This window comes from Streptomyces sp. Je 1-369 (assembly GCF_026810505.1).
In the GTDB taxonomy this organism is placed as follows: Bacteria; Actinomycetota; Actinomycetes; order Streptomycetales; family Streptomycetaceae; genus Streptomyces.
The window spans coordinates 7,381,946-7,397,105 of the sequence record NZ_CP101750.1; the positions used below are offsets into that span (position 1 = coordinate 7,381,946).

At 72.0% G+C, this 15,160-nt stretch carries 16 protein-coding genes; all 16 read left to right on the plus strand.

The annotated features are described in order from the left end of the window. The first annotated feature begins 26 nt into the window (after positions 1 to 26). The 16 genes from NOO62_RS33040 (at position 27) to NOO62_RS33115 (ending at position 15,091) form a co-directional block, all read left to right on the plus strand. Positions 27 to 2,537 carry a SpoIIE family protein phosphatase gene (locus NOO62_RS33040; protein WP_268774460.1) on the plus strand — a complete coding sequence of 837 codons (2,511 nt, stop codon included), beginning with the start codon at positions 27 to 29 and terminating at the stop codon, positions 2,535 to 2,537. A 144-nt stretch (positions 2,538 to 2,681) separates the two neighbouring features. After that, entirely contained in the window at positions 2,682 to 3,407 is a 726-nt protein-coding gene (locus tag NOO62_RS33045; protein WP_268774461.1) for a class I SAM-dependent methyltransferase, read from the plus strand. Positions 3,408 to 3,502: 95 nt separating this feature from the next. Next, on the plus strand, positions 3,503 to 3,814 hold the full coding sequence (locus tag NOO62_RS33050) for an ArsR/SmtB family transcription factor (protein ID WP_268774462.1): 312 nt from the start codon (positions 3,503 to 3,505) through the stop codon (positions 3,812 to 3,814). Then, complete coding sequence (locus tag NOO62_RS33055; protein ID WP_268774463.1) at positions 3,811 to 4,197, plus strand: VOC family protein; 387 nt, start codon at positions 3,811 to 3,813, stop codon at positions 4,195 to 4,197. Before NOO62_RS33050 ends, NOO62_RS33055 begins: the two co-directional genes overlap by 4 nt. Before the next feature lie 107 nt (positions 4,198 to 4,304). After that, on the plus strand, positions 4,305 to 4,808 hold the full coding sequence (locus tag NOO62_RS33060) for a DUF5709 domain-containing protein (protein ID WP_268774464.1): 504 nt from the start codon (positions 4,305 to 4,307) through the stop codon (positions 4,806 to 4,808). 106 nt (positions 4,809 to 4,914) lie between these two features. Next, entirely contained in the window at positions 4,915 to 5,724 is an 810-nt protein-coding gene (locus tag NOO62_RS33065; protein WP_268774465.1) for an SDR family oxidoreductase, read from the plus strand. Between the two features lie 157 nt (positions 5,725 to 5,881). After that, positions 5,882 to 6,598, plus strand: coding sequence for a nucleotidyltransferase domain-containing protein (locus NOO62_RS33070; protein WP_268774466.1), 717 nt, complete (start codon positions 5,882 to 5,884; stop codon positions 6,596 to 6,598). Then, positions 6,595 to 6,849 (plus strand): hypothetical protein, encoded by a 255-nt coding sequence (locus tag NOO62_RS33075; protein WP_150174055.1) that lies wholly within the window; start codon positions 6,595 to 6,597, stop codon positions 6,847 to 6,849. Before NOO62_RS33070 ends, NOO62_RS33075 begins: the two co-directional genes overlap by 4 nt. Further along, positions 6,846 to 7,607: a metallophosphoesterase family protein gene (locus NOO62_RS33080; protein ID WP_268774467.1), complete on the plus strand. Its 762-nt coding sequence runs from the start codon at positions 6,846 to 6,848 to the stop codon at positions 7,605 to 7,607. Before NOO62_RS33075 ends, NOO62_RS33080 begins: the two co-directional genes overlap by 4 nt. 176 nt (positions 7,608 to 7,783) lie before the next feature. Next, on the plus strand, positions 7,784 to 8,431 hold the full coding sequence (locus NOO62_RS33085; RefSeq protein WP_268774468.1) for a GntR family transcriptional regulator: 648 nt from the start codon (positions 7,784 to 7,786) through the stop codon (positions 8,429 to 8,431). Further along, the gene (locus NOO62_RS33090) at positions 8,428 to 9,348 is read left to right on the plus strand and encodes a dihydrodipicolinate synthase family protein (RefSeq protein ID WP_268774469.1); all 921 of its coding nucleotides are present in this window, start codon (positions 8,428 to 8,430) and stop codon (positions 9,346 to 9,348) included. Before NOO62_RS33085 ends, NOO62_RS33090 begins: the two co-directional genes overlap by 4 nt. Further along, positions 9,345 to 11,078 (plus strand): L-arabinonate dehydratase, encoded by a 1,734-nt coding sequence (gene araD / locus NOO62_RS33095; protein WP_268774470.1) that lies wholly within the window; start codon positions 9,345 to 9,347, stop codon positions 11,076 to 11,078. The genes NOO62_RS33090 and araD overlap by 4 nt, the downstream gene beginning before the upstream one ends. A 93-nt stretch (positions 11,079 to 11,171) precedes the next feature. After that, positions 11,172 to 12,137, plus strand: a complete 966-nt coding sequence (locus NOO62_RS33100) for a carbohydrate ABC transporter permease (RefSeq protein ID WP_268774471.1) — start codon at positions 11,172 to 11,174, stop codon at positions 12,135 to 12,137. A gap of 32 nt (positions 12,138 to 12,169) precedes the next feature. Then, positions 12,170 to 12,988 carry a carbohydrate ABC transporter permease gene (locus NOO62_RS33105; protein ID WP_321170632.1) on the plus strand — a complete coding sequence of 273 codons (819 nt, stop codon included), beginning with the start codon at positions 12,170 to 12,172 and terminating at the stop codon, positions 12,986 to 12,988. Next, a complete protein-coding gene (locus NOO62_RS33110) occupies positions 12,985 to 14,232 on the plus strand; it encodes a Gfo/Idh/MocA family protein (protein WP_268774472.1) in 1,248 nt (415 codons plus the stop codon). The genes NOO62_RS33105 and NOO62_RS33110 overlap by 4 nt, the downstream gene beginning before the upstream one ends. 7 nt (positions 14,233 to 14,239) lie before the next feature. After that, a complete protein-coding gene (locus tag NOO62_RS33115) occupies positions 14,240 to 15,091 on the plus strand; it encodes a PmoA family protein (protein WP_268774473.1) in 852 nt (283 codons plus the stop codon). Positions 15,092 to 15,160: the final 69 nt, after the last annotated feature.

Below are 15,160 nucleotides of genomic sequence, written 5' to 3' on the forward strand. Positions count from 1 at the left end.
CGCTGCCGCGGGAAGGAGCATGGGCCATGGAACAGGGCACTCCGGACGAGCCGCTGACGCAGAGTGCCGCGTCCGGCCGCATCCCACTCGCCGTGGTCGTCGTCGACGGCACCGGACTCGTCTCGCACTGGAGCATCGGTGCCCGCCGCCTCTTCGGGTACGAGAAAGAGGAGGCCGTCGGCCGTCCGGTGGGCGACCTGCTTCCGGTGCACGGCGCGATCCCCGAGGACCGCGAGCCCTACGGGGCGTTCGACGGGCTGGGTCCCGACCTGGAGACCTCCCTCGACCGGCGCATCTCCTACCCCGCCGCCGGGCGTGCGCGGCTCACCGGATCGAGGAGCGGCGGCGACTGCCGCGTCGACGTGCTCTGGTGGGCGTACCCCCTGGTCGGGCCGGGATCCGAGCGGCTCCTCGTGCTCGCGGCGGACGCCGCGCGCCTCGCAGCGGCCGACGAGCCCGGAAGCGGCCCGGACGGTCGCTCCGAACGGAACGGGCGGGACGAGCGAAACGGGCGGGACGAACGGAGTGAACGGAGCGAACGGGACGTGCAGGTCGAGCGCATCGCGCCCGGCTTCGCCCTGCACACGGACTTCCCCGGCGCGGACGAACTCGCCGCCCGGCTCCCCGAGATCCTGCCGAGCATGAGCGTGGGCGAAAGTGCCCGCATCGTCGCCCAGGTGCTGGAACTCGGCTATCCCGTCCTGGAGTTCAGTCACCACGACCGGGTGCCCGTCACCCCGGACTGGGGCGTCGCCCGCCGCGCCGAACGCAAGGAGCGCAGGCAGCGCGCCGCACAGGCGGCCGCCCGCGGCGTGCCGGTGGCCCCCGACACCGTGGACGACGAGGTCGAGGACCTCGAGTACGCGGCCGTGCGCGAGCACCTCGAATTCCTCAACGAGGTCAGCGGGCGGATCGGCTCCTCGCTCGACCTGTCGCGGACCATCCTGGAGGTCAGCAGGGCGGTCGTGCCGCGCTTCACGGACGTCGCGGGCACTTATCTGCGCGAGCAGGTCGTCGCCGGTGAGGGCTTTCCCGAGGGCCCGCCGGACGAGACCACGATGTGGCACCGGGTCGCGGTGGAGCACACCGACGAACCGGGCCGCTGGGACGACGTGGTGCCGGTCGGCGAGTCCATGCCGTTCCCCGCCCACACGCCGTTCTTCCAGTGCATGACCTCCGGTGACCCGGTGCTCGTGCCCCGCATCACCGAGGAGATGGGCAACGCCATCGCCTCCCAGTTCGAGAAGCGCGACATCCGTCCGCTGATCAACCACCGCTCGATGCTCGTCGTCCCGCTCAAGGCGCGCAACGTGGTGCTCGGCTTCATGATCCTGCTCCGCCACCGTGAGCGGCCCGTCTTCAACGACATGGACCGCGTCACCGGCGCCGAACTGGCCGCCCGCGCGGGTCTCGTGCTCGACAACGCCCGCATGTACACGTACCAGGAGAGCGTCGCCGACACCCTCCAGGACAGCATGCTGCCGCACATCCAGCCCCGGATGGCCGGCTGCGACATCGCCACCCGTTACCTCCCCGGCACACTCCTCGGCCGGGTGGGCGGCGACTGGTTCGACTCCGTGAAACTGCCCGGCTCAAGGACCGCGCTCGTCGTCGGCGACGTCATGGGCCACGGCCTCAACTCCGCTGCGATGATGGGCCAGTTGCGCACGGCCGTGCAGACCATGGCCGCCCTCGACCTGCCGCCCGAGCAGCTCCTGCGCAACCTCGACGACCTCGCCCAGCGTCTTGGCGAGCACTACCTGGCGACCTGCCTGTACGCGGTCTACGACCCGATCGCCGGTGAGCTGCACCTCGTCAACGCGGGGCACATCCCGCCCGTCCTGGTGCGCGCGGCGGACGGCCGCAGCGAACTCCTCGACCTGCCCACCGGCGCGCCCATCGGCGTCGGCGGTGTGCCCTTCGAGTCGGTCACGATGCGGGTGGCGCCCGGCGACCGGCTCCTGATGTGCACGGACGGCCTCGTCGAGGTCCGCGGCGAGGACATCGGCGTCGGCCTCGCCACGCTCACCGAGTCCGCCGCGCACCCCGCCGCCTCCATGGACGACGCCTGCGACACGATCATCCGCGCCCTCAACACGCGCGGCGGCCGCAAGGACGACGTGGCGCTCCTGATGGCCAGGCTCAACGGAATCCCGGCCGAGAACGTCGCGCACTGGCGGCTGGCCGTCGACCCCGCGGAGGTGGGCAGGGCCCGCGACATGGTCCGCGCCCAGCTGCGGGGCTGGTCCCTGGAGGGGGTGAGCGACACCGCCGAGCTGGTCGTCAGCGAGCTCGTCACCAACGTCGTGCGCCACTCCCGCAGCAGCAGGATCGACCTGCGCATGGTCCGCTCCGGGGTCCTGGTGTGCGAGGTCGAGGACGACGACCAGACCCTGCCGACGCTGCTCAGTGCGGGCCCGGGGGACGAGTTCGGGCGCGGTCTGCGCGTCGTCAGCGGGCTCGCGAAGGAGTGGGGGACCAGCCGGACACGCGCGGGCAAGACGGTCTGGTGCGAACTGGCGCTGCCGCGGCGCTAGGGCCTGTGTCCGAAGTCCCGCCTGCCCCGACCTGTCGAATGCACGGGGAAGGAATGCGCGGGCGCTTGTGAGTGCGACCGGGGCGCGGTAGACCGATCTTGTCGTCGGCTTCGGCGGCCTCGTCGCACCCCGGGGAGCACGGACATGAGCGTCACGAGTCGGTACAGGGAGGCCTGGGACGGGTTCTGGCGGGAGGCCCCCGATGAGGAGGGGGCGGTCTTCTGGGACGCCGAGCCCGTCCTCACCGCCGGCCTCCATCTCGCGCTCTTCGAACCGCACATGACCGCCGTCGGCCTGCCCGTCGTCGACCTCGGCTGTGGCAACGGCACGCAGACACGGTTCCTCGCCGACCGCTTCCCGCGCGTCCTCGGCGTCGACCTGTCGGCGGCCGCCCTCGACCACGCCCGGCGCGCGGACCCCGCGGACCAGGTCGACTTCCGGGAACTCGACGCCGTCGAGAAGAGCGAGGCGGAGCAGCTGCACGCGGAGATCGGCGACGCGAACATCTATATGCGGGGCGTACTCCACCAGTGCGATCCCGCCGACCGGCAGCCGCTGCTCGACAGCATCGCCACGCTGCTCGGCGAGCGGGGCCGCGCCTTCGTCGTGGAACCCTCGGAGGCGGCGCGGCCCGTCCTGATGGGCCTGGCGCAGGGCCCCGCGGGGCCCCCGCCCAAGCTGGCGCCGATCTTCGCGCACGGCCTCGCGCCCGCCGAGGTCGCCGACGCGTCGGTGGGCTCGTACGTCGAAGCGGCCGGGCTCGTGGTGGTGGCGTCCGGTGAACTCCCGCTCACGACAACGGAGTTCACGTCCGACGGTACGCGTATCGAGCTGCCGTCGAGGTGGCTGGTGGTCGGGCGCAGGGGCTGAGGGGGGGGCGGGGGACGGTCGGGGTCCGGCCGGGGGCCGGAGTGCGGGCGGCTTCCGCCTTGATAGGCAAGTCGCTGCTTGCATATGCTCCGGTGATGGAAGAGGATGTCTTCAAGGCGCTGGCCGACCCCACCCGCAGGCGCATCCTTGACGGGCTCGTGGAGAGGGACGGCCAGACCCTGTTCGAGATCTGCTCACGGCTGCTGACCAGCCATGGAGTGGGTCTTTCCCGGCAGGCGATCAGCCAGCACCTGGCCGTGCTCGAAGCGGCGGGGCTGGTCCACACGCGGCGCCAGGGCCGCTACAAGTACCACGACCTCGACACCGCACCCCTGGAGCGCATCATGACCAGATGGATCGGGCCCGGCGAGGCCGACACCCCCCAAGCGACGGAGAGCACCTCATGAGGATCAACCTGACCAGCGTGTTCGTCGACGACCAGCTCAAGGCCCTGGCCTTCTACACCGACGTACTCGGCTTTCAGCAGAAGAACAAGGTCGCGGTCGGCGAGGACTGGTGGCTGACCGTGGTCTCGCCCGAGGACCCCGAGGGCACCGAGCTGCTCCTGGAGCCCGACGGGCACCCTGCGGTGAAGCCGTACAAGGCGGCGCTGGTAGAGGACGGCATCCCGGCAGCCGCCTTCGCCGTGGACGACGTCGCCGCGGAGTTCGAGCGGCTGCGCGGGCTCGGCGTGTACTTCACGCAGGAGCCGTTGCGGATGGACGACGTCACCGTCGCGGTCCTCGACGACACCTGCGGCAACCTGATCCAGATCATGCACACGGCTTGACGGCTCGGCTGATCGTTTGGGGGAGTGCGTCGCGGGCACTACGAAGGGCTGTGCGCGACCATCAGAGGGCGAGCGCGACAAACCGGACCCCCGAGCGCGAGGTAGTCATGAGCGACCAGAACATGGCGGACGACGCCTACCAGCCCACCGGCAGCAACGAGGAGCAGGAGGACGCGGCGCCGCTCGACCTCCAGGACGCGCTGGACGAGCGCACGTACGACGACATGCTCGACGAGGGCTACTCGCCGCCGGAGAAGCCCCTCGGCGTGACCAGGACCGGCACGACGGCCGCGGAGCAGCACGAGGGCGAGACGCTCGACGAGCGGCTGCGCCAGGAAGTCCCCGACGAGGAGGTGCCCGACGCGGAGCGCCCCGGCCGTGACGGCATCGGGGACCTGCCGGACGGCGAGGGCGAGCCCATGGACCCGGAGGCCGGACGGGACCGCGCGGGCCGTCTGGTCGCCCCCGACGAGGGCGCCCACCCCGACACGGACAAGCAGGTCGTCGCCCGCGACGAGGGCATCGACGGCGGCGCGGCGGGCGCCGAGGAAGCGGCCGTCCACATCGTCTCCGACGAGGACCTGCCGTCGGCGCAGGACGGCCGGGACTGACGTACGGCCGCGAGGTCCAGGACCCGTGGGCGGGCGGGACACGGCGCTCTGCCCGAAGCTGGACGGAGGGCGACGAGTGTTCCGTTCCACGAGCAGGAGGACCTCCATGACCGTCCCCACCTCTTCCGGTCCCGGCGTGGCCGTCGTGACGGGCGCGGACTCCGGCATCGGCCGGGCCACGGCCGTCCGGCTCGCGGCCGCGGGGCTGGACGTAGGGATCACCTGGCACAGCGACGAGGACGGGGCGGAGCGGACCGCCGAGGAGGTGCGCCGGCACGGCCGGCGTGCCGCCGTCGCCCGAATGGACCTGACCAGGCTGCCCGATGCCGCGGACGTCGTGGACGACCTCGCCGAGCGCCTCGGTCGCATCGACGTCCTGGTCAACAACGCGGGCACGGGCACGGCGACCCCCTATCTCGACCTGGAGCACGCCGACGTCCAGCGCGTCGTCGACGTCGACCTCATCGGCCCGTTCCTGTGCGGTCAGCGCGCCGCGCGGCGCATGATCCGGCAGGGCGGGGGCGGCCGCATCGTCAACGTGACGTCGGTGCACGAGCACCAGCCCCGCGTGGGCGCGGCCCCCTACTGCGCGGCCAAGGGGGGACTCGGACTGCTGACCCAGGTGATGGCCCTGGAGCTCGCGGAGCACGGCATCACCGTCAACGCCGTCGCGCCCGGCGAGATCGCCACGCCCATGACCGGGCAGGAGGACACGGACGTGCACGAGGTGAGCCGTCCCGGCATCCCGCTCGGCCGACCGGGCGACGCCAGGGAGATCGCCGCCGTCATCGCCTTCCTCGCGAGTCCCGACGCGTCGTACGTGACCGGCGCGTCCTACGTCGCCGACGGCGGCATGGTGCGCATGGGACCCCAGGCCGGCTCGCATCTGCGGAGCGACGAGTGGCGCCGTCCCTGAACCGGATCCGTGGGCCCGTGCCGCAACCGGCCCGTGTCGAACCCGGCGGCCCGGGTACCGGAGCTGCCTGGAGCAGGGATCGTCGGACATCGCCTGCCCGTACGTTCCGTACGTTCCGTGCGGGTGCGGACGCCGGTGTCCGGAAACGGAGCAGCAGGTGACGCCGAACGCAGAAGACCTCACCCGACAGGACACCGCCCCCGACGCGCAGGGCGCGCAGGCCCCGTACGCCGGTGGCTCCCCGCACCACGACGCGCGCCACGACACGCCCGCGGCCCACCACGACATGCCCGCGGACGACCTCCCGCCCGACCTCAACCAGGCCATCCTGGAAGCCGCCAAACAGGTCGGCGCCCTCCTCAAGAGGGCCGAGCACGACTTCGCGCTCGCCGGCAGCGTCGCCGTGTACGCGCACGGCGGGACCGGTAACCTCCAGCACGACGCCGACTTCGCCATCAGGCCCGAGGACGCCGAAGCGGTCGCGGCCACACTGGAGGAGGCGGGCCTGACGGTCTACGCGCCGCCCGAGGACTGGCTACTCAAGGCCAAGTGCCTCGGCCAGGACATCGACCTCATCTTCGAGCTGGGCGGCGAGCCGGTCACCACGGAGCTGCTCGGCCGCGCCACGCCGCTACCGGTGGACTCCGTACAGATGCCGGTCCTGGCGCCGACCGACCTCGTACGGGCGCTGCTCGCCGCCTTCTCGGAGCACCACTGCGACTTCGGCGCGGTGCTGCCGATCGCGCGACAGCTGCGGGAGAGGGTCGACTGGGAGGCGGTCCGCGACGCGTTCGGGGACGCGCCGATGCCGGCGGCCTTCCTCTACCTGCTCGAACGTCTGGAAGTCATCGCACCGCGAGGAGGAGACGCATGAACGACCCGGCCCATGTCGAGTACCGCATCGCCCATCTGAAGGAGCGGCTCGCCGCGGAGGAACTGGGCGAGCTGGGCATCCGCGTCGAGCCCCGCGGATCGTCCGTGGCGGTCGTCGGAACCGTGCCCACCACCCACTGCCGCGACGAGCTGCTGCGCACCGTGAACGAGGAACTGGACGGCGAGACGGTCCACTTCGACGTCGTGGTGGCCGAATCGGCGGCCCCGGACCACCCGGAGGAACTCGCATGATCCGCATCGCAGCCGTGGGGGACATCCACATGGGCCTCGACAGCCAGGGCGTGCTCCGGCCCGCGTTCGAAACGCTGCCCGACTGCGCCGACCTGCTGCTGCTGGCCGGGGACCTCACCCGCCACGGCACGCCGGAGGAGGCGGAAGTGGTCGCGCGGGAGGTCACCGGGCTGCCCGTGCCCGTCGTCGCCGTGCTCGGCAACCACGACCACCACGACGAACAGCCCGAAGCGGTCACCGACGTCCTGCGCGAGGCGGGCGTCAGGGTCCTCGAAGGAGAGGGCACGGTCGTCGAGGTCGACGGGGCACGTGTGGGCATCGCGGGCACCAAGGGGTTCGGCGGCGGCTTCGTCGGACGCAGCGGCAGCGAGTTCGGGGAACCCCTGATGAAGGAGTTCATCCGCTACACCCGCCGCTGTGCCGACAGCCTGCGCGCCTCCCTCGACGACCTGGCCGAGCAGGGCTGCGGTACGCGAGTGGCGCTGACGCACTTCGCACCCGTCCCCGACACCCTCGCGGGGGAGCCCCTGGAGATCTACCCGTTCCTCGGCAGCTACCTGCTCGCGGAGGCGGTCGACGCGGCGGGCGCGGACCTTGCCGTGCACGGCCACGCGCACGCGGGCACCGAACACGGCATGACCACGGGCGGCGTCCCGGTGCGCAACGTCGCCCAGCCTGTCATCCGCAAGGCGTTCAGCGTGTACCACCTGAAAGACCACAGCTCGGCAGAGGCCGCGAGGGCCGCCGCCGAGGCATGAGCCCGGCCGCCGCACGCCACGGCGCAGAGCCGCCACCCGGCCGAGGGCTGCAACCAACCACCCTTCTTTGTCAGAAGCGTTGACGAACTCCGCGGTGCTCTCTTAGCTTCTACGCGTCGTACTTCGTACGTCATATATGAGACGTGATACGCGATACGTGAGATCCGAGGGTGCCCATGCCGTCCGTGCCGACCCCGATCCCCTCGCGCACGCAGTTCGTGCTCGAAGCGATCAAACACCGCATCCTCAGCGGCGAGTTGAGGCCGGGGCAGCCCCTGGTCGAGACGGAGCTCGCCGGTGAGTTCGGGGTCTCCAAGACGCCCGTGCGCGAAGCCCTCAAGACCCTCGCGGGCACCGGCCTCGTCGCGATGAGCCAGTACAAGGGCGCCGCGGTACGCACCGTGGACGCGGCCATGGCGCGCGAGGTCTACGACGTACGGCTGCTCCTCGAACCCGAGGCGCTGCGCCGCACCGTCCGGCGCGGAACGGCGCTCGACGCCGCGCGCGACGCCCTGGAGCGAGCCGCCGTCGCCGAGGACGCGGCCGAACGCTCCCTGGCCAACCGGGAGTTCCACCGCACGCTGTACGCCGCCTGCGGCAACCCGCTCCTCGGGCGCCTCCTCGACGAGGTGCGGGACCAGGCCGCTCTCGTCTCCGCCGTCGCCTGGGCGGCCGACCCGTCGTGGGCACGCGAGGCGACCGAGCACCAGGAGATCCTGCGGCTCGCGCTCGTCGGGGACGCGGACGGCGCCGCCGAAGCACTGCACCGGCACATCGCGTCGTTCGTACAGCGTGCCTTTCCCTCGGAGGGGGACCTCAAGTGAGCGGAGCAGTAGGGGAGAAGTACGAGGCGCAGCGTGATGCGTTGGCCGACGTGGTGGCGATTCCCGTGACCCCGTTCGCCGAGGACGGCACGATCGACCACGATGCCCACCGCAAGATCCTGCGCCGCCAGCTCGACGCGGGGGTGCGCACCCTCACGCCCAACGGCAACACGGGGGAGTTCTACGCGCTCGCGCCGCAGGAGCGCCGTGCCGTCGTCGAGTCGACCGTCGAGGAGGCGGCCGGGCGGGCGGCGATCCTCGTCGGCGTCGGCCACGACGTGCCGACCGCGGTGGCCGCCGCCCGGCACGCGGACGCGGTCGGCGCCCACATGGTGATGGTCCATCAGCCGGTCCATCCCTACGTCTCCGACAGTGGCTGGGTCGACTACCACCGGGCCATCGCCGAGGCCGTGCCCCGGCTCGGCGTCGTCCCCTATCTGCGCGACGCCGCACTGCCCGGTGCCCGCCTCGCCGCACTCGCCGACGCCTGCCCCAACGTCATCGGCGTCAAGTACGCGGTGCCGGACGCGGCGCGCTTCGCCGGGTTCGCCCGGGACGCGGGGCTCGAACGGTTCGTGTGGGTCGCCGGACTGGCCGAGCCCTACGCTCCCTCGTACTTCTCCGCGGGAGCCACCGGCTTCACCTCCGGACTCGTCAACGTCGCCCCCGGCCTTTCGCTGCGCATGATCGAAGCGCTTCGACGCGGCGACCATCCGGCCGCCATGGATGTCTGGGCGATGATCCGCCGCTTCGAGGAGCTGCGCGCCGCCGACGGATCCGCCCACAACGTCACCGTCGTCAAGGAGGCCCTCGCCGCACTCGGCCTGTGCCGCCGCGACGTGCGCGCCCCCAGCAGCCTGCTGCCGGAAGCGGAACGCGCGGAGGTCGCGGACATCGTCGCCGGGTGGTCCATATGACGCTCCCCGCAGGTGAGTTGCGCAGCCAGCGGTGGTACGGCGAGACCATCTCGTCCGGCCTGCGCTCCTTCAGCCACCGCGCCCGCACCCGGCAGCTCGGCTACCTCCCCGAGGAACACCTGGGCAAGCCCGTCGTCGCGGTGCTCAACACCTGGTCCGACATCAACCCCTGCCACTCCCACCTGCGCGAGCGCGCGCAGGCCGTCAAGCGGGGCGTGTGGCAGGCGGGCGGGTTCCCGCTGGAGTTCCCGGTGTCGACGCTGAGCGAGACCTTCCAGAAGCCGACGCCCATGCTCTACCGGAACCTCCTCGCCATGGAGACCGAGGAGCTGCTCCGCTCGTACCCCGTGGACGGCGCCGTGCTGCTCGGCGGCTGCGACAAGTCGACGCCCGCGCTGCTCATGGGCGCCGCGAGCGTCGACCTGCCCACCGTGTTCGTGCCCGCGGGGCCCATGCTGCCGGGGCACTGGCGGGGCGAGGTCCTGGGATCGGGCACGGACATGTGGAAGTACTGGGACGACCGGCGCGCCGGGCTCATCGGCGACTGCGAGCTCACCGAGCTGGAGAGCGGTCTCGCACGCTCCCCGGGCCACTGCATGACCATGGGCACCGCGTCGACGCTGACCGCCGCCGCGGAGGTGCTGGGCGTGACGGTGCCGGGTGCCTCGTCGATCCCCGCCGTCGACTCCGGGCACGAGCGGATGGCCGCGGCCTCCGGCCTCCGCGTCGTCGAACTCGTGCGTCAGCGGCTGACGTTGTCGCGGATCCTCACCCCGGACGCCTTCGAGGACGCGGTCACCACCGTCCTCGGACTCGGCGGCTCCACCAACGCCGTCATCCACCTCATCGCGCTGGCCGGGCGCGCCGGAGTGAAGCTCACTCTCGACGACTTCGACCGGATCGCCCGCACCGTGCCCGTCCTCGCCAACGTCCGCCCCGGCGGCGCGCGGTACCTGATGGAGGACTTCCACTTCGCGGGCGGACTGCCCGGCTTCCTCTCCCGCATCACGGACCTGCTCCATCTCGACCGCCCCACCGTCGCCCACGACACCTTGCGCGAACAGCTCGCAGGCGCCCGCGTCCACCACGACGACGTGATCCGTCCCCGCGACAACCCGGTCGCCGAAGAGGGCGGCGTCGCCGTCCTGCGCGGCAACCTCTGCCCGGACGGCGCCGTCATCAAGCACATCACCGCAGACCCGCGGCTGCTGCGGCACACCGGCCCCGCCGTCGTGTTCGACGACTACCGCACGATGCAGCGCACCATCGACGACCCGGCGCTCGGCATCACCCCCGACCACGTCCTCGTGCTGCGGGGCGCGGGCCCCAAGGGCGGCCCCGGCATGCCGGAGTACGGGATGCTGCCGATCCCCGACTACCTGCTCAAGCAGGGGGTGCGGGACATGGTGCGGATCTCCGACGCGCGGATGAGCGGTACGTCGTACGGGACGTGCGTGCTGCATGTCGCGCCCGAGTCGTACGTGGGCGGGCCGCTCGCCCTCGTCCGCACGGGCGACCTCGTGACGCTCGACGTATCGGCGCGGAAGCTCCAACTTGACGTGTCGGCAGACGAGTTGACGCGGCGTCGGAAGGAGTGGGTCGCGCCGCCCGCCCGTTACGAGCGGGGCTACGGCGCGCTCTACAGCGAGCAGATCACCCAGGCCGACACGGGGTGCGACTTCGCGTTCCTGGCCAGGCCCGGCGCGGTGCCGGACCCGTACGCCGGCTGACGCCTTTCTTTGATCGATATCTCGAACGACGTACGCGAAGCGCTTCACCTCTGCACGTCCAAGGCCTTGTACACCCACGATCGGAGAAGTGTCATGGCACACGCCGCAGCCGTGGCGAAGCCGCCGCCGCACGGCACCGCGAAGGCGCCACCACCCCCGCCGCGGAAGCGGCGCGGGAACGGGGCGAGTCCGCGCCGGCTGCCGTATCTGCTGATCGCCCCGGCCGCCCTGCTGATGCTCGGCTTCATCGCCTACCCGGTGGTCAGCGTCTTCTACTACAGCCTGCGTCACTACAACCCCACCAAGCCGTGGCGCAACGGCTTCGCGGGCCTGGACAACTTCGTCACGGCGTTCACCGACGACCCGGACTTCTGGCGCACCCTCGGCTTCAGCTTCCAGTGGGTGGCCGTCGAGGTCGTCCTGCAGCTGCTGCTCGGACTCGCCCTCGCCCTGCTCGTCAACCAGACCTTCGTCGGCCGCGCGATGGCCCGCGCCCTCGTCTTCTCGCCATGGGCCGTCTCCGGCGTACTGACCTCCACCATCTGGCTGCTGATCTTCAACTCCCAGACCGGCATCACCCGTTACCTCGCCGACGCGGGCATCGGCTCCTACGGCACGTCCTGGCTCTCCGACACCGGCACCGTCTTTCCCGCCGTCGTCGTCGCCGAACTCTGGCGCGGCGTCCCCTTCTTCGCGATCCTCATCCTCGCCGACCTCCAGTCCGTGTCGAAGGACCTGTACGAGGCGGCCGAGGTGGACGGCGCGAGCCGCGTCCGGCAGTTCCTCCACATCACGCTGCCGCACCTCAAGGACGCGATCATCCTCTCCACGCTGCTCCGCGCCGTCTGGGAGTTCAACAACGTCGACCTGCTCTACACCCTCACCGGCGGCGGCCCCGCGGGCGAGACCACGACGCTGCCGCTGCGCATCGCGTCCATCGCCGTCGACTCCCACGACTTCGGCTACGCCTCCGCGCTGACCGCCGTCGCCTTCGTGATTCTTCTCTTCTGCTCGCTGCTCTATCTGCGGCTCAGCAAGTTCGGGGGACAGGACAAGTGAGCAGTACAAGCAGTACAAGCAGTACAAGCAGTATGAGCAGTACGAGGAAGCCGCCCCGCTGGCAGATCCACCTGCCCCTCGGCCTCTATCTCCTCTTCACCCTCATCCCCTTCTACTGGATCCTGCTCTTCGCCCTGCGCCCCACCGGCTCCACCTCGCTCGTGCCGTGGCCCCTCACCTTCGAGCACTTCGACAAGGTGTGGACCGAGCGCAGCTTCGCGACGTTCTTCCAGAACAGCGTGCTCGTCGGCGTCGCCTCCATGGTGATGACCACGCTCGTCGCCCTCGCGGGCGGTTACGCCCTGGCCCGCTTCGACTTCCGGATCAAACGCGGCTTCATGCTGGCGCTGCTGTGCTCGCAGTTCATCCCCGGCGCCCTGATGCTCGTGCCGCTCTTCCAGATCTTCGCCGAGCTCCAGATGATCAACTCGCTGGGCAGCGTGATCGTCGCCGAGACCGTCTTCCAGCTTCCGCTCTCCATGATTCTGCTCAGCGGCTTCATCAAGAACGTCCCGTACGCCCTGGAGGAGGCCGCCTGGGTCGACGGCTGCGGGCGCTTCCGGGCGTTCCTCGCGATCGTGCTGCCGATGCTGCGGCCCGGCCTCATCGCCGTGGGGTCCTTCGCGTTCGTGCACAGCTGGAACCACTTCCTCTTCGCCCTCATGTTCCTCAGCGACCAGGGCAAGCAGACGATCCCGGTGGGCCTCGCCACGCTCATGGGCGCCGACAGCGTCGACCTCGGCGCGCTCGCCGCGGGCGGTGTCGTCGCCGCGGTGCCCGTCGTGATCGTCTTCGCCTTCATCCAGAAGTGGCTGGTCACCGGGTTCAGCGCCGGGGCGGTGAAGGGGTGAGGGCCGCGGTGGGCGCGGGGGGCCTAGGGCCGCGGCGGCCGCTGCCCGTCGTGCTGGCGGGGGCGCGCGGGCACGGCGCCCGGCACCTGGAGAACATCCGCCGCCTCCAGCACGCCGGGCTCGTACGTCTCGTGGGGGTCTGCGAGCTGCGGCCGCTCACGGGGGAGGAGCTGACCGGGTTCGGCGCGGTGGAGCAGTCCGCGGACTTCGCCGGGCTGCTCGATTCGACCGGCGCGGCCGTCGCCGTGATCTGCACGCCCATCCCGACCCACACCGGGCTCGCCCTCACGGCTGCCGCGCGCGGCGTCCACGTGCTCCTGGAGAAGCCGCCCGCCCCGTCGTACGCGGAGTTCCGGCGGATGGCGGACGGGGCGGCCGCCGCGGGCACCGTCGTCCAGATCGGCTTCCAGTCGCTCGGCTCGCACGCGCTCCCCGCGATCCGGCGGCTGATCGCCGAGGGGGCGGTCGGCGACGTGACCGGGGTCGGCGGGGCGGGGGCGTGGGTGCGCGACGCGGCGTACTTCCGGCGCGCGCCGTGGGCGGGGCGCCGCCGCCTCGCCGGGACCGACGTTGTCGACGGCGTCCTCACGAACCCCCTCGCGCACGCCGTCTCCACCGCCCTCGCGCTGGCCGACGCCACGGAGGCCGAGGACGTCACGGCGGTGGAGACCGAACTGTTCCGGGCCCACGCCATCGAGTCCGACGACACGTCCTGCGTCCGCGTCAGTACGGCGTCCGGCCGCCGGGTCACGGTGGCGGCGACGCTGTGCGCGCACACGGCCGGGGAGCCGTACGTCGTGGTGCACGGCACGCGGGGGCGCATCACGTTCTGGTACCGGCAGGACCGGGTGGAGGTGCGGGGTGCGGGTGCGGTGCCCGGCCGACAGCGGCGCGACTCCGACGCCGACTCCGACTCCGACGCCGCTTCTGGCGGGACCACCCTCCACGGCAGGACCGACCTCCTGGAGAACCTCGTCGCGCACCTCGCAGGGCGCGCCCCGCTCCTCGTACCGCCCGCCGCGACCGGCGCCTTCATGCGGGTCGTCGAGGCCGTACGGACCGCCCCGGACCCCGTGGAGCTGCCCGAACGGGCCTGGGCCGCCGCCCCGGACGACCGGGCGGGACGACGCGTCGTGCACGGCGTCGACGGCCTGGTGGTGCTCGCCGCCGACACTCTCCGCCTCTACTCCGAGCTGGGCGCCGACTGGGCCCGGCCCGCCCCGACGACCTTCACAACGAGGTGAGTACGTCATGAAGCATTCCCTCGTCCTGCGCTGCGCGGGACGGCCCGTCGGCCGCTACGCCTACCGGAACGTCCTGGACCGGCGCCTGTCCCCGCGCCCCTACCTGCACCCGGTGACGACCCTCGCGGGCACGCCCGTCACCGAGCTGGCCCCGGCGGACCACCCGCACCACCTCGGGGCCGGGGTGGCCGTGCCGGACGTGGCGGGGTACAACTTCTGGGGCGGCCGTACGTTCGTACGGGGCCGGGGGCCCGTCGACCTCGGCAACCACGGCGTGCAGCGCCACCGGGACTTCAAGCTGCACGACCCCGACGGCTTCGTGGAAGAGCTGACCTGGACGGTGGCCGAGGACGCCGCCGGGGAGGTGCTGCTCAGGGAACGCCGCACCGTGGCGGCCACGGAGCTCGACGCCACGGCCTGGGCGCTGGACTTCACGTTCTCCCTCACCAACGTCACCGGCGGCGAGGTGTCCTTCGGCAGCCCCGCCACCAACGGCCGGCCCGGCGCCGGGTACGGCGGCTTCTTCTGGCGCGCCCCGAAGGAGTTCGCGCCGCCGCACGTGTTCACCGCGGCGGCGGAGGGCGAGGCGGCCGTGCACGGGGCCCGCGCGGACTGGCTGGCGCTCGCGGGCGACGGCTGGACCCTGGTCTTCGCCGGTGCGACGGCGCGGACCCGGCACGACCCGTGGTTCGTGCGCGCCGCGGAGTACCCCGGCGTCGGCTCCTCCCTCGCGTCGGAGGACCGGCTGGCGATCGCGCCGGGAGACACCGTCGTACGCCGCGTGGTGACGGTCGTCGCGGACGGCGCCCTGAAACGCGACGAGGCGACGGCGCTGGTGCGCAGGGCGGTGACGGTGTGAGCGCGTTCGGCAGTGCGGGTGACGGTGACGGTGTGAGCGCGTTCGGCGGGGCGGGTGGTGGTGGGGGTG

What these genes read in the sequence shown, in the direction of transcription:
- NOO62_RS33115 (WP_268774473.1), top strand. Translation starts at nt 14,240, where the DNA reads ATGAAGCATTCCCTCGTCCTGCGCTGCGCGGGACGGCCCGTCGGCCGC.
- NOO62_RS33080 (WP_268774467.1), top strand. Translation starts at nt 6,846, where the DNA reads ATGATCCGCATCGCAGCCGTGGGGGACATCCACATGGGCCTCGACAGC.
- NOO62_RS33060 (WP_268774464.1), top strand. Translation starts at nt 4,305, where the DNA reads ATGAGCGACCAGAACATGGCGGACGACGCCTACCAGCCCACCGGCAGC.
- NOO62_RS33100 (WP_268774471.1), top strand. Translation starts at nt 11,172, where the DNA reads ATGGCACACGCCGCAGCCGTGGCGAAGCCGCCGCCGCACGGCACCGCG.
- NOO62_RS33065 (WP_268774465.1), top strand. Translation starts at nt 4,915, where the DNA reads ATGACCGTCCCCACCTCTTCCGGTCCCGGCGTGGCCGTCGTGACGGGC.
- NOO62_RS33050 (WP_268774462.1), top strand. Translation starts at nt 3,503, where the DNA reads ATGGAAGAGGATGTCTTCAAGGCGCTGGCCGACCCCACCCGCAGGCGC.
- NOO62_RS33055 (WP_268774463.1), top strand. Translation starts at nt 3,811, where the DNA reads ATGAGGATCAACCTGACCAGCGTGTTCGTCGACGACCAGCTCAAGGCC.
- NOO62_RS33085 (WP_268774468.1), top strand. Translation starts at nt 7,784, where the DNA reads ATGCCGTCCGTGCCGACCCCGATCCCCTCGCGCACGCAGTTCGTGCTC.
- NOO62_RS33105 (WP_321170632.1), top strand. Translation starts at nt 12,170, where the DNA reads ATGAGCAGTACGAGGAAGCCGCCCCGCTGGCAGATCCACCTGCCCCTC.
- NOO62_RS33075 (WP_150174055.1), top strand. Translation starts at nt 6,595, where the DNA reads ATGAACGACCCGGCCCATGTCGAGTACCGCATCGCCCATCTGAAGGAG.
- araD (WP_268774470.1), top strand. Translation starts at nt 9,345, where the DNA reads ATGACGCTCCCCGCAGGTGAGTTGCGCAGCCAGCGGTGGTACGGCGAG.
- NOO62_RS33045 (WP_268774461.1), top strand. Translation starts at nt 2,682, where the DNA reads ATGAGCGTCACGAGTCGGTACAGGGAGGCCTGGGACGGGTTCTGGCGG.
- NOO62_RS33040 (WP_268774460.1), top strand. Translation starts at nt 27, where the DNA reads ATGGAACAGGGCACTCCGGACGAGCCGCTGACGCAGAGTGCCGCGTCC.